This window comes from Vibrio qinghaiensis (assembly GCF_002257545.1).
GTDB lineage: Bacteria > Pseudomonadota > Gammaproteobacteria > Enterobacterales > Vibrionaceae > Vibrio > Vibrio ordalii.
In genome coordinates this window covers 1,319,650-1,333,476 of sequence record NZ_CP022741.1, presented here as the reverse complement: position 1 = coordinate 1,333,476, position 13,827 = coordinate 1,319,650, and the positions used below count along the sequence as shown (strand labels likewise).

General features: G+C 46.7%; 12 protein-coding genes and 1 pseudogene. 4 read left to right on the top strand and 9 right to left on the bottom strand.

The genetic code is table 11. The features are described 5' to 3' along the window. Window positions 1-7: 7 nt before the first annotated feature. Entirely contained in the window at window positions 8-658 is a 651-nt protein-coding gene (gene queE / locus CCZ37_RS06135; protein WP_208613934.1) for a 7-carboxy-7-deazaguanine synthase QueE, read from the bottom strand. Window positions 659-850: 192 nt separating this feature from the next. Between queE and yidA the strand changes: the two genes are divergently transcribed. Next, entirely contained in the window at window positions 851-1,669 is an 819-nt protein-coding gene (gene yidA / locus CCZ37_RS06130) for a sugar-phosphatase (protein ID WP_094500033.1), read from the top strand. Window positions 1,670-1,726: 57 nt separating this feature from the next. On the opposite strand, the gene CCZ37_RS06125 is transcribed toward yidA, so the two are convergent. The 8 genes from CCZ37_RS06125 to CCZ37_RS06095 all read right to left on the bottom strand — a co-directional run bounded on the left by CCZ37_RS06125 (window position 1,727) and on the right by CCZ37_RS06095 (window position 10,842). Further along, complete coding sequence (locus tag CCZ37_RS06125; RefSeq protein ID WP_094500032.1) at window positions 1,727-3,151, bottom strand: bifunctional NUDIX hydrolase/phosphatase PAP2 family protein; 1,425 nt, start codon at window positions 3,149-3,151, stop codon at window positions 1,727-1,729. Between the two features lie 29 nt (window positions 3,152-3,180). After that, complete coding sequence (locus CCZ37_RS06120) at window positions 3,181-3,663, bottom strand: GNAT family N-acetyltransferase (RefSeq protein ID WP_010320286.1); 483 nt, start codon at window positions 3,661-3,663, stop codon at window positions 3,181-3,183. Window positions 3,664-3,887: 224 nt separating this feature from the next. Continuing rightward, complete coding sequence (locus CCZ37_RS18850) at window positions 3,888-4,028, bottom strand: hypothetical protein (protein WP_155815373.1); 141 nt, start codon at window positions 4,026-4,028, stop codon at window positions 3,888-3,890. Further along, entirely contained in the window at window positions 4,007-5,197 is a 1,191-nt protein-coding gene (gene prpF, locus CCZ37_RS06115; protein ID WP_094500031.1) for a 2-methylaconitate cis-trans isomerase PrpF, read from the bottom strand. Before prpF ends, CCZ37_RS18850 begins: the two co-directional genes overlap by 22 nt. Then, window positions 5,194-7,800 (bottom strand): Fe/S-dependent 2-methylisocitrate dehydratase AcnD, encoded by a 2,607-nt coding sequence (acnD, locus tag CCZ37_RS06110; RefSeq protein ID WP_094500030.1) that lies wholly within the window; start codon window positions 7,798-7,800, stop codon window positions 5,194-5,196. The genes prpF and acnD overlap by 4 nt, the downstream gene beginning before the upstream one ends. 167 nt (window positions 7,801-7,967) lie before the next feature. Beyond that, on the bottom strand, window positions 7,968-9,095 hold the full coding sequence (prpC, locus tag CCZ37_RS06105) for a bifunctional 2-methylcitrate synthase/citrate synthase (RefSeq protein WP_010320282.1): 1,128 nt from the start codon (window positions 9,093-9,095) through the stop codon (window positions 7,968-7,970). A 26-nt stretch (window positions 9,096-9,121) separates the two neighbouring features. Continuing rightward, window positions 9,122-10,018 carry a methylisocitrate lyase gene (gene prpB / locus CCZ37_RS06100; protein ID WP_010320281.1) on the bottom strand — a complete coding sequence of 299 codons (897 nt, stop codon included), beginning with the start codon at window positions 10,016-10,018 and terminating at the stop codon, window positions 9,122-9,124. 113 nt (window positions 10,019-10,131) lie between these two features. After that, a complete protein-coding gene (locus CCZ37_RS06095; protein ID WP_167372390.1) occupies window positions 10,132-10,842 on the bottom strand; it encodes a GntR family transcriptional regulator in 711 nt (236 codons plus the stop codon). Between the two features lie 230 nt (window positions 10,843-11,072). On the opposite strand from CCZ37_RS06095, the gene CCZ37_RS06090 reads away from it, so the two are divergent. The 3 genes and pseudogenes from CCZ37_RS06090 (at window position 11,073) to CCZ37_RS06080 (ending at window position 13,822) form a co-directional block, all read left to right on the top strand. Further along, entirely contained in the window at window positions 11,073-11,903 is an 831-nt protein-coding gene (locus tag CCZ37_RS06090) for a hypothetical protein (RefSeq protein WP_094500798.1), read from the top strand. A 247-nt stretch (window positions 11,904-12,150) separates the two neighbouring features. Continuing rightward, window positions 12,151-13,122: pseudogene (locus CCZ37_RS06085) on the top strand (tripartite tricarboxylate transporter substrate binding protein). 202 nt (window positions 13,123-13,324) lie between these two features. After that, complete coding sequence (locus tag CCZ37_RS06080; protein ID WP_167372389.1) at window positions 13,325-13,822, top strand: tripartite tricarboxylate transporter TctB family protein; 498 nt, start codon at window positions 13,325-13,327, stop codon at window positions 13,820-13,822. The last annotated feature ends 5 nt before the right edge of the window (window positions 13,823-13,827 follow it).

Below are 13,827 nucleotides of genomic sequence, written 5' to 3'. Positions count from 1 at the left end.
CCTCTCCTCAGGCAATGCTTAAATATTTATGCGTTTGAATCGATAAACGCCAGTTCCTCGCAATGCATGTTTCAATGCACAGTTGGGTTGCCCGCTCTTTCTGGCTAATGGGCTGTAAAGCAATCACCGTTGAATCAGGAACTTGTGCTCGCAGCAATAACGCATCTAGCTGTTCAATATCCTTAGCCGTTGCGACGGGGTGCTTGATCTCATTTGCTCTTAACAGAGCTGAATCGAGTACAGGCAGTTTGCCCTTCATTGCAACTTTTGGTGACACTGTCACCCATGTATCTGCCGAGGTTTGAACCGGAAATGTGCCGCTGGTTTCAATTTGAATGTGACACCCCATTGCCTCAAATGCTTGCGCAAGTGAACGCAGATCATAAATGCATGGTTCACCACCTGTAATCACAATATGTTTGGCGTTATAACCCTGCTTTTTGTAAAGTAACACCAGCTCATCTGCACTGACTGAGCACCAAGCTGGGCTATCTTGTGTCTTGGTGAGAACTTCATTGATAGGACGTTTGTCTTGCGGTGTGGCATCCCACGTCTGCTTTGTATCGCACCAAGCGCATCCAACAGGGCACTCCTGTAAACGAATAAAAACAGAAGGCACACCAGTGTATACCCCTTCACCTTGGATGGTCTCAAACATTTCATTAATTTTGTACAACGTAAACTCAGCCTAACTCAATATCAAAAAATGCAGGTCGCTGACCTTAATAGATGCGTTGCTAGAGGTCAAACTAAACCCATCACACAGATGAAAATTTGACTAAATCAGTGGCGATCACAACTCAACTTGCATAAGCTGCTGCCTTTCTTCTTCACTTAATTTAGGTAAGTCATGTATAAACTCATCGCTTTAGATATGGACGGTACTCTTCTCAACAGCCAAAAACAGATCACCGACAGAACAAAACAGGCTATCGCCAAAGCACGTGCACAAGGCGTAAAGGTGGTGTTGGCGTCGGGACGTCCCATTGAAGGCATGCGCGATAAGTTGCAAGAACTGCATTTAGACTCAAATGAGGATTTTGTCCTTTATTACAACGGTTCCATGGTTCAAAACATTAGTAGTGGCGAAATTATTCATCACAACATTATCGATGGCCGTTCTGCAAAATTGGTCGCTAACCTTGCTAGCCAACTTAACGTGAATACGCACGCCTTTAGCCAAGTTCATGGTCTCATCACGCCTAAAATCAGTGAATATACCGAGCTTGAAGCAAGAATCAACGGACTGCCGATCACGGAAATGGATTTTGAACAGCTTGAAGATGATCATCCCATCATCAAAGCCATGATTGTCGCAGAGCCTAGCTTGCTACAAAGAGCCATTGAACAACTTCCTCCGGAACTCTATCAGCAGTTTACCATTGTACAAAGTGCACCCTTCTTCCTCGAATTTCTAAATACACAAAGTAATAAAGGCGTTGGTGTAAAAGCGATTGCCGATCACTTAGCTATCGAGGCTAAACACATTATTTGTATGGGAGATGCTGAAAATGATCATCACATGCTGCAATACGCAGGTCTTGGAATTGCGATGGCCAATGCGATGGAACAAACGAAGCAACTGGCCGACTATATTACACTCAGTAACGACGACGATGGTGTGGCAGTTGCTATAGAAAAATTTGTACTCGGTGAGTCTCACGAATAGGCAATAGAAACGCCTCAGCTGAGGCGTTTCTATTGGGATGTTTATCTAAAGAATTCGTTAAGCACGGCATTTTCGCAATAACCATGCAAAGACAAGCATCAGCGTCGGAAAGCGAATCGTCTCCACCACTAACGAAAGAACACTGCTGTATGACACGAATGTTGCACCAAATCCCAGCCCTTGGTTGATGGCTAAGAGCAAAATCATCACTAGCCACATCCGTTGAGGAGTGATTTGCAATGATTCAGAGCTCTTTGCCATCACCAGGGCAGATGCCGTTAATAAAATGGCCAACCACGCTGTGAAAATCGGCAAAGGCCAGAGTGTCGCCAAGAGTGCAGCAACCAAGGTTAAGCCCCACCATACTCCTCGTGAGCTCAGCAATATTCTAACATCGGTATAAGATTTTGCGTCCAAACGAACAATGTGCCATGCCACCAATGCACCTAATAAGGCACCGATCGCCATATCGGTAAGAAAGGCTTCTCCGACATAGAATTTGGCTAATATTAATAGCCCCATCAACACGATAAAACCCACAAACGTTCGGTTGAAATCGAGCTGGTCAAAAGCTCGCAATAGCGATAGCCCTACGCCAAACCAAACTGCAATCGGTAAACTTGGAAAACCGTATCCGTAACTTTGGCAAAGTTCCAACAGTGGGATATAGGCATGAGGTCTTGGTAACGCAAATCCTTGCTGAGCCACTAATGACAACAATGAAGTTACAGTGACCACAAAAAATATTTTATAAACAGAGGCTTTACCTAAATAATAGGCAACCAATGGGAAAAGAATAATCAGCAACCAAGGGTTGCTTAGTTTAGAGATCCAAATGGCGATTTTATGAACCGCTACATTCAGGCTATCAGGTAAAGCCATTACTGCGTTTTGTAATCCCATTATCCAACGTAATTCAACTTGCTGAAAACGCGGTGCAGCAGCCACAAGATCGTCTACATACATTACCGATTGACTATGCGCATCCTGATACATTGTTTTAATCTGTTCCCATTGTTCTGGATAACGATATTGAAGGGCATCAATCCGGTACGGATCAACTAACATCGCGCTAGCAATCTCAACACCATAGTGAGGTGCAAACCAGATAGGCAACTCATGTCCATTCCGGCTATTTTTTGACTCAAAAGCTATCACATCGGAATCGCTGCGGCAGCTGTAGACAATAGCCGTATCCGTATACCCCAATGTGTGGCCGACCGTTACAACAAGGCCTGTTTCTTCCCAAGTTTCTCTTTGTGCAGCAAGCTCTGGAGATTCACCGGGAGATACGGTTCCTCCCGGCAACGAAATCTGCTTAGTGATAACCTCATTAACAAGAACGATCTTGTTATCGGCCTTAACTAGGCATAGGGCGCCACGAATATTTTCTGGTAGCATTACGGGTTGTTGAGCGAAACCAACACTTGACCAGAACAACGACAACAAACAAAAGCTCAACAATGAAAACGGTTTTAACACATTAAAAATCCATGACTATGATCATCGAATTACTTGCTATCGATTGACTTTCTTAACCAATGTATATGAGCAGAGAAACCAGAACGTTGATAAAAAGATTGCGCTCCTTGGTTAAAATCCCACACTTCGACAAATACTTGGGCAATACCGTACTCTTTTAATGTCTGTTCCATTTTTTGAAACAGCTGCTGTGCGATATGCTGCTGACGATATTGTGGCTCAACGTAAAGCTCATCAATACTGCCCATTGGTACCGCTTTGCTCACGCTTGAAATTAACTCGCAAAAGTGACCCGATATAAATCCCACAATTTGGTTGTCTATTTTGGCAACATAAACCAAACATTCCGGATCATCTAAATAACGAGCAATGCTTTTTTCTTGTTCAATCTCTTCTGCTGTTTTGAAATGCTCAGGGCAAGCAAGGTGATGCTCATGATGAAGGTCATACATCAACTGATTCAGTTTCGGTAAATCACTTTCACAAGCAGGAGTTATGATAACTAACGACATATTTCGCGCTCTGAATGAATAAAGCTTTGGCCGTGATTCTATAAGATAGTGGTTGGAAAATATATCTTCATGCGTAGCGTTTTTGTTCGATTGAACGATAATTTCGTCTTAGAAATAAGACCGATGAACTAAGAGAAACAAATAAAATGCGGATTGCAAATTGGCAATAAAAACGCCTCATTCATCTGAGGCGCCTCGATTAATCGTCAACTATAGGGTAGCCGCTAGTGATGGAGCGCTTTTTCTAACTCACTCAAGCTCATTGGGTCATCCACCTTACCGCTATCTTTGAGCACCACCAATCCTAGCGGCAATTGCCCTTTCAGCTCATCATACACCACGACTAACGATGGACTCGCACCCAACCTTCCATTAACACCCGCGCGCTGCGGCTCATACTGGCTTTCTCTATTCCCCAATGACCCTCTCGTAAAACGGCTTTAGCGCCCACTTTCAGCGTACCGGATGGATGACCAAAAGTGACCGATTCTTTTGCTCCACCGCCCGCCAACATATTCACTAACGTCCCTGGGACACTGGCCGCTGAAGCGATGGCCACCGCGGCCGTTCCCATCATCGCATGATGCAGTTTTCCCATAGACAGCGCGCGCACCACAATATCGACATCGTTCGCCGATACCGCTTTACCACTGGATGACAAATAGGATTGCGCTTTTGCCACAAACGCTACTTTAGGCGTATGTTGGCGCAGTTGGGCTTGTTCAATATGCTCAATCAAACCCATTTTCACAGCGCCATAAGCGCGAATCGCTTCAAACATCGCCAAGGCATGATCATCATTGTTGATCGCCTCTTGCAGTTCAGTACCTTGATAACCGATGTCGTGAGCATCGATAAAAATCGTCGGAATACCCGCATTAATGAGCGTTGCATTCAAGGTTCCCATGCCGGGGATTTGCAGTTGGTCGAGCACATTTCCGGTTGGGAACATCACACCGCTATCATCGGCAGGATCGAGAAAATCAACCGCAATTTCAGCGGCGGGAAAGGTCACCCCATCGAGTTCGAAATCGCCACACTCTTGCACTTCACCCTGCTCAATTGGCACATGAATAAGAATGGTTTTGCCAATGTTGGCTTGCCAAACGCGAACCGTCACTACACCGTTATTAGGGATCCGTTCTGGGTCGATAAAACCGCTGTAAATCGCAAATGGCCCTACCGCCGCAGAAAGGTTACCGCAGTTGCCGCTCCAGTCTACAAATGCTTTGTCTATCGAAACTTGGCCGAATAGATAATCGACATCGTGATCGGCTTGCTCACTTTTAGAGAGAATCACGGCTTTGCTGGTGCTAGAACTTGCGCCGCCCATGCCATCAATTTGTTTGCCATAAGGATCGGGGCTACCAATGACACGCAACAGCAGTTGATCTCGCGCCTCTCCCGCTTGCTGAGCCTCTTTGGGTAAATCTTCAAGCCGAAAAAACACGCCCTTACTGGTGCCGCCGCGCATATACATCGCCGGAATTTTTAATGAGTTACTCACGTGATACTCCTTTATCCTTAGCGTCATTGAGCCAGAAAATCTTGCGCAAAACGCTGCAATACGCCACCAGCCTGATACACACTGACTTCATCAGCCGTGTCTAAACGACAAGTCACCGTAACCTTCTGCTGTTCGCCCTTATTTGCGCCTTGCGTACGCGTGATCACCAAGGTTAAGTCGACGCCCGGCTTAATATCTCCCACCACATCATAAAGCTCAGTACCATCGAGTTGCAGTGTGTGGCGGTCTGTTCCCGTTTTAAATTGCAGTGGCAGAACACCCATCCCGACTAAATTCGTGCGATGGATCCGTTCAAACCCCTCGGCAACAATGGCTTCAACTCCCGCCAAACGTACACCTTTCGCCGCCCAATCACGTGACGAACCTTGCCCATAATCGGCCCCAGCAATAATGATCAATGGCTGCTTACGATCCATATAAGTCTCTATCACTTCCCACATGCGGGTAACCAAGCCTTCAGGTTCAATACGCGCTAACGAACCTTGCTTTACTTTGCCCTCCTCTTGCACCATCTCATTGAACAGTTTGGGGTTAGCAAAAGTGGCGCGTTGCGCGGTCAGATGGTCACCACGATGCGTGGCATAGGAGTTAAAATCTTGCTCCGGAACGCCCATTTTGAGCAAATACTCCCCAGCGGCACTGGTCGCTAAAATAGCGTTCGATGGCGATAAATGATCCGTAGTGATATTGTCACCTAAAATCGCCAAAGGTCGCATGGCTGACAACCGACGTTCACCCGCTAACGCACCTTCCCAATAAGGCGGACGACGGATATAAGTGCTCATGGGGCGCCAATCATAAAGTGGCTTTTGTTTGGCCATGTGCTCATCTAATTTAAACATCTGAATGTAGATTTGTTTGAACTGTTCGGGCTTAACATGGCGCGCCACCACATCATCGATCTCTTCATCGGTTGGCCATAAGTCATTGAGGTAAATCGGCTTGCCTTGCGCATCTGTTCCCAACGCATCTTTTTCAATATCAAAACGAATCGTACCCGCAAGTGCATACGCCACCACCAATGGCGGAGAGGCAAGAAAAGCCTGCTTCGCGTAGGGATGAATGCGGCCATCAAAGTTTCGGTTGCCTGATAGCACAGCCGTCGTATAGAGATCGCGTTCAATAATTTGCTGCTCAATCATAGGATCAAGCGCGCCACTCATGCCATTACAGGTGGTGCATGCATAAGCGACAATGCCAAAACCGAGCTGTTCTAGTTCAGGCAGCAGGCCAGCTTCCTCTAAATAAAGTTTGGCTACTTTTGAGCCCGGCGCAAAGGATGTTTTGACCCAAGGTTTGCGAACCAAACCCAATTGATTAGCCTTTTTCGCCAGCAACGCGGCGGCCACGACATTGCGCGGATTACTGGTATTGGTGCACGAAGTAATGGCGGCGATGATCACTGCGCCATCAGGTAATTCGCCTTCTTTGGTTTGCCACGCCCCCGCAATACCGCGCTCGGTCAGTTCGCTTGTCGGTAAGCGGCGATGAGGATTCGAAGGCCCGGCTAAATTGCGCTGTACAGTTGAGAGATCAAATTCCAGCACCCGTTCGTATTGCGCTTCAATCAAATCATCAGCCCATAAGCCGGTTTGCTTAGCGTACAGTTCAACCAAGGCTACTTGCTGCGCGTCTCGACCCGTGAGTTTGAGATAGTTGATGGTTTGCTCATCAATATAGAACATGCCTGCGGTTGCACCATATTCAGGTGTCATATTGGAAAGCGTTGCGCGATCGCCAATCGTCAATGCGCGAGCGCCTTCTCCGAAAAACTCCAGATAACAAGACACCACGCGCTGATTTCGCAAGAACTCCGTAATGGCAAGCACAATGTCGGTCGCGGTGATCCCCGCTTGGCGTTGACCGGTTAGTTTAACGCCGACAATATCGGGCAGACGCATCATCGAAGGGCGACCTAACATCACTGTTTCGGCTTCTAACCCACCGACGCCAATCGCCAGCACGCCTAATGAATCGACATGAGGAGTATGGCTGTCAGTACCGACACAAGTATCTGGAAATGCTAAACCGTTTTTCACTTGGATGACGGGCGACATTTTTTCTAAGTTAATCTGGTGCATGATGCCATTACCCGCCGGAATAACGCTGACATTTTCAAAGGCGGTTTTGCACCATTCGATAAAGTGAAAGCGATCTTCATTGCGGCGATCTTCAATCGCACGGTTTTTTTCAAACGCGTCAGCTTCGAAGCCGGCATGTTCAACCGCGAGTGAGTGATCGACAATCAGTTGCGTTTCCACCACAGGGTTTACTTTGGATGGATCACCGCCTTGCTGAGCGATCGCGTCTCTTAACCCCGCCAAGTCCACTAAAGCGGTTTGCCCTAAAATGTCGTGGCACACTACACGTGCCGGATACCACGGGAAGTCGAGTTCGCACTTACGCTCAATCAGCTGTTTCAGTGAATCAACCAATGTGTGCGGCTCACAGCGACGGACTAAGTTTTCCGCCAGTATTCGTGAGGTATAAGGCAGCCGATCATACGCTCCGGCTTGGATATCATTGACCGCTTGTCGTGCATCAAAATACTCCAGCGCGGTCGCTGGTAATACTTTTTTGTATTGGCTGTTGATCGTTTGATGACTCATCAATTCCACCCATAAAACTGTCTATTCGAAACATTGTCTGTTCAAAATATTGTCTGTTCAAAACATTGCCTGTTCAAAATATTGTCTACTCAAAACATCATCTAGCGAGCTAGGTTTTACCTACCATCAAACCATACACCAAAGGAGCATGGCTTGATTTCATCCCATTAACGCTGCTCTATTGGTATCCACTCTTGATGTTCAGGGCCGTCATAATCGGCACTTGGGCGAATAATTCGGTTATTAGCGCGCTGCTCAAACACATGAGCGGCCCAGCCGGTTAATCGACTCATGACAAAAATAGGGGTAAATAATGGCGTAGGAATACCCATAAAATGGTAGGCCGAAGCGTGGAAGAAATCCGCATTACAAAATAGGCCTTTCTCACGTTTCATCACCGCTTCAACACGTTCTGATACCGCGTACAAATGCGTATCACCCACCGCTTCAGATAACGCTTTTGACCAACGTTTGATCAATGCGTTACGCGGGTCACTTTCACGATAAATGGCATGACCAAAGCCCATTATTTTGTCTTTATTAGCCAACATTTGCAGAATATTGGCCTCAGCTTCGTCCGGTGTTTGCCAGCATTCGATCATCGCCATCGCCGCTTCATTAGCTCCACCATGCAACGGGCCGCGCAGTGTGCCAATCGCCCCGGTTACGCAAGAGTGAATATCTGACAGCGTAGAAGCACAAACGCGCGCGGCAAACGTTGATGCATTGAACTCGTGCTCTGCGTACAGAATCAATGAGCAATGCATCACCTGCTTATGCAGCTCGCTCGGTGCTTTTCCTGTCAGCATTTTTAAGAAGTAGCCACCAATGCATGCTTCGCTTTGATCTTCAGTGTCAATCCGGATGCCTTGGTGGCTGAAACGATACCAATAACAGATAATAGCGGGGAAAAGTGCCAACATCCGTTCGGTCGCACTCAACTGCTCAGCAAAACTGTGCTCGGTTTCAAGGTTGCCTAAAACTGAACAGCCAGTGCGCATTACGTCCATTGGATGTGTACTGGCTGGCAGCAGCTCTAGCGCGGCTTTTAACGGCTGCGGTAAACCTCGTAATCCCATTAAGCGGGTTTTGTACTGGTCAAGTTCACTTTGATTAGGTAAATGGCCAATCAATAACAGATGAGCGACCTCTTCAAACTGTGCATGGTTGGCAAGATCGGTGATGTCATAACCTCGATAAGTTAAACCCGTCCCAGTTTTTCCGACAGTACATAAAGCGGTGACTCCCGCGCTTTGACCGCGCAGACCTGCGCCGCCCAGTGGTGCGTTTGACATGTTGAACTCCTTTTCCTTTGTTTTTATTATTCCTTTGATGAAAAAAGCTCGTCGAGCTTATCTTCGTAATCGTGGTAATTGAGATAGTCATACAGCTCGCTACGGGTTTGCATGCTATCGAGCAAAGCTTGTTGGTTGCCCTGCTCTAATAAATGGCGATAGACATTCTCAGCCGCTTTATTCATCGCACGAAACGCACTCAATGGATAAAGCACCATATCCACTTTCGATTGAGCGAGCTCGGTACATTGGTAGAGCGGCGTCTGACCAAACTCAGTAATGTTGGCTAAAATCGGCACTGACTTACCACAAGCTGCGCTTAGCGCGGTGGAGAAACGATCGTACTGCTCAAGAGTGGTCATCGCTTCGGGGAAAATCATATCGGCTCCGGCCTGCACGCAAGCAATGGCACGTTCAATGGCGCTATCAATTCCTTCCACCGCTAACGCATCGGTGCGCGCCATGATCACAAACTCTGGGTTCACTCGTGCATCTACCGCAGCTTTTACGCGGTCAACCATCTCTTGCTGGCTGACGATCGCTTTATTAGGGCGATGCCCGCAGCGTTTCTGCGCAACTTGATCTTCCATATGCACCGCAGCAGCGCCCGCTTTCTCCATCGCTTTGATAGTGCGAGCAATGCTAAATGCGCCGCCAAAACCGGTATCAATATCCACCAACAAAGGCAAATCACACGCATTGGTGATGCGCTCAACATCCACCAGCACATCATTTAATGTGGTGATACCTAAATCGGGCAAACCATACGAAGCGTTAGCGATGCCACCACCCGACAGATAAATGGCTTGGTGGCCTAAACGTTTGGCCATCATTGCGCAATAGGGATTGATCGTGCCGACAATCTGCAGCGGATCATTTTGTTGAACTGCGAGTCTAAATTTCGCCCCCTGACTTAAGCTCATGAGATTCTCCTAATCAATCGCTTGGTTATCGCCCTTATTCAAGGCCGCTCTATGCGTGGTTCTTGGTTTGCTTCATTGCAGGCATGATTATTTTCTACCCGCCGCCCTGTGGCTTACTCTTTTACTATCTGCTGTTCAATCAAGATTCGACTGCCCGAAATATGGCGTCGCATCAACATCTCAGCCAGTTCTTCATCGCCGTTTTTGATCGCTTGCAGAATGTATTTGTGCTCATCCAACGCCTCCTTCGGACGTGAATGTGAGCGTGGCGATTGATAACGATACATGCGCAGTAAGTGATAGAGCTCATCACACAATAAAGTCACTAATTTATGATTACGGCTGGCTTTGATGATGCGGTAATGAAAGTCAAAATCACCGTGTTGATGAAAGTAGGAAGCCCCTTCGACTTGCTCAATATGATTAGAATGTGTCGACAATAATGCCTCTAACCCTTGTAATTCAGAGGGCGAAATGTTGCGCGCCGCTAACCTTGCCGCCATACCCTCTAGCGCTTCGCGTACTGCATAAAGCTCCACCAACTTACCGGGTGACAACTCAATGACTCGCGCGCCCACATGTGAAACACGCTCAATCAACCCCAAGCCTTCCACACGCATTATCGCTTCACGCAGTGGCCCACGGCTGACTTGAAAACGCTTGGCGAGTTCAGGTTCTGAAATTTTGCTGCCTGGAGCTATACGCCCTTCAACAATCGACTCAATCAAATACTCAGTGAGGTTTTCCGATTTGGTATTCTCTTTTTCTCGTTCAACAGCACGTAATTTTATATCGGAACTGTTTAGTGTTAATGCACTATCCATCTTGTCATCGCCCATAATTGTCAACAATCATAAGATACCATCGTTAAAATAGACGATATAAACATCAAAAATCAATCAAATTGTCGACAAATTAGACCAATGTATAAGAAACATAGCGGCTAAGCTTACGCAGTAGAAAAATAAAACTCTGTGAGCTTGAAAAGAGAAAAGAGCTGATTTCATAGATAGAATGATCCGTGCAATCCACTACCCGAGACTTGCCGCCACTTATGAATCTTTACAAGAGAATCACTCACTCTCCTTTTGGTTACGCTCTCGCCTGCTCGTTGCTATTATCTGGATGCATTGCTTACAGCAGCAAACCGGAAAATCCACGCAGCTACCCATTATTGAGTGAGGCGACCTATTCTGAAGATGCGCTTTCATTAGCAGACAGCCCAAATATTATCCGCACGGCGATAGAGCAGAATCAATCGGTTACGATCAATGACCTCAACGCGCTAACAAGCCAGTTGCCTATCGTTTTTCCTGAATTAAATTTACACCTTGCGCAAGAACACTCATTTGATGCTCGTTTATTTCAAAGCGCAGTGCAGCAACTTGTTAGTCAATTTGCTTGTGAATTGTACAGCAGCCAGCAAATGCCTGATTCGGTTCAAATGTGTGCAAACGATGGCCGTATAACACCGAACAACTTGGGTTATTTGCCTTTCCAGCAAGGCAAGTATTCGGGTGAGCGTTTAACGGTTCATCGACATTCTCAACCGCAAGGTTCTCAGTCGCAAAGTGTGGCGTTAGAGCTCTATCTTAAAAGTGCATCGGAACGATCACTAAGCTCAGTATGGGGCGCGGCACATACACTAGGTCGATTCCGTGGATCACATTTTTCATCAGACCGTGTCGTGCTCACCGTCCATTTCGAAGGACATGCGTTAGATGAGCGTCATCGATGGCAAGCACAGTACCCTGAACCGCTGATATTTTTCCTGCTACTGCCCAGCATAACGACCTTGACTCAGCAAAGTAATGACGCCTCTGCAGCGCAATTTGCCGTTAATAACAGTCAGTTGTTGCTAGTAAACAGTGAAACAAGACACTAACAGGGACTTATCACACAACGCAAAATAGCGCCGTGAACTTTATGAACATAAACATTTTTATGCCCTATATTGTTTTTATCTACGCATTAGAGACAAACCAGTAACAGGTTATTAACTTAACGTATCTGCATTAGATCATTGATGCAGTCATGATAACAACGATAAGCACCCTATCTCCGCCTGTAGCATTCAGTCACAAACGCTCCAAGGTAAAGATGAAGATGCGCCCTACATAAGGAACGTGAATATGTTTAAGCAGTTCAAACCGACCCTCACTGCATCCATTCTGGCTGCAACCTTTTCTTTTAGCAGCTTCGCCGCTGATATTGAGAAACTTCACATTCTAGTGCCCGGTGGTGCGGGTGGTGGTTGGGACATGACGGCTCGTGGTACAGGTGATGTACTGATGAAAACCGACATTGTCAGCAATGTGTCTTACCAAAACTTATCCGGTGGCGGTGGCGGTAAAGCGATTGCACACTTGATTGAAACAGCAGACCGCCAAGAAGATACCTTGATGGTCAACTCTACACCGATTGTGGTTCGTTCTTTATCCGGTATTTTTCCACAATCCTTCCGTGATTTAACACCGATTGCCGCCACCGTTTCTGATTATGGCGCTATCGTTGCGGCGGGCGATTCAAAATACAAAACGTGGGAAGATGCGGTTGCCGATTTCAAAGACAACCCGCGTAAAGTCAAAGTCGCTGGCGGTTCTGCTCGTGGCAGTATGGATCATTTAGTTGCCGCTGCGGCCTTCAAAGGGCAAGGGTTGAACCCTAAAGAAGTTCGCTACATCGCCTACGATGCAGGTGGTAAAGCCATGGCAGCACTGCTTTCTGGTGAAACACAACTGCTTTCAACAGGCTTAGGTGAAGTGCTTGAAATGTCCAAGTCCGGCCAAGTGAAAATTTTAGCGATAACGGCCCCTAAACGTTTAGAGTCTGCACCAAATATCCCAATTTTAGCCGATTACGGCAATCCAACCGTATTTGCTAACTGGCGCGGGTTTTTCGCAGCACCAGGGATCAGCCAAGAAAAAATTGATCAGTGGAACGCAGCATTAGCGAAAATGTACACCACTGATGAATGAAAAGTGGTCCGCGACCGCAATGGTTGGATCGATAATTATCAAGCGGATAAAGAGTTTTACGCCTTCTTAGAAGCTCAAGAAAAAGAGATGGGTGATCTGATGCGTGAGCTCGGTTTCCTTAAGTAAGCTCGCTAAGGGGACAGTTCCTTGCCTTGTCCCCGCTAGCAACACTTTTGCCGTGTGCAGTTATGCTCAATACTCCTTTGTTTATCAGGCAAATATGGATAGGAAAACCTTCATACACCTATCCCTTTGCCCTTAGTTAATCAATTCATTAACTTGCTGCTGCACGGCTCTTTCCTCCCCTATTTCTACCATGGAGTTGGATATGTCGGATCTGCCAACCAAATTTTTCAGCAAAGAATATTTACTGTGCCGCGATCGCGTTGGCGCGTTGTTCTTCCTTGTTCTTAGCCTTTGCTACGGCTATCAAACGACCCAAATACCGATGTTTCCCGGTGATGAATATGAACCGTTTAACGCCCAAACCTTACCGACTCTGCTGACTTACGCTGGAATTGGCCTCTCTTTGTTGATGCTGGTGTTAGGGCAGCCCGATAAACAAAGCGGCGCGGTATTGCACTTCAACTGGAAATTGTTGATTGGTTTCTTAGTGTTGATGGCGCTGTACGGACTTGGCCTAACCTATTTAGGCTTCGTACTGGCCACCAGTTTCTTTTTACTCGCTGGCTTTTATATTTTGGGAGAAAGACGCAAATCAGTGTTATTTGGCGCTTCTTTTCCCTTTGTCATCGCGTTTTATCTGCTGCTTACTCAAGGTTTGGACATCTACCTTGAGCCCGGCGTTATTTTCACACTCTGGTAGGAACT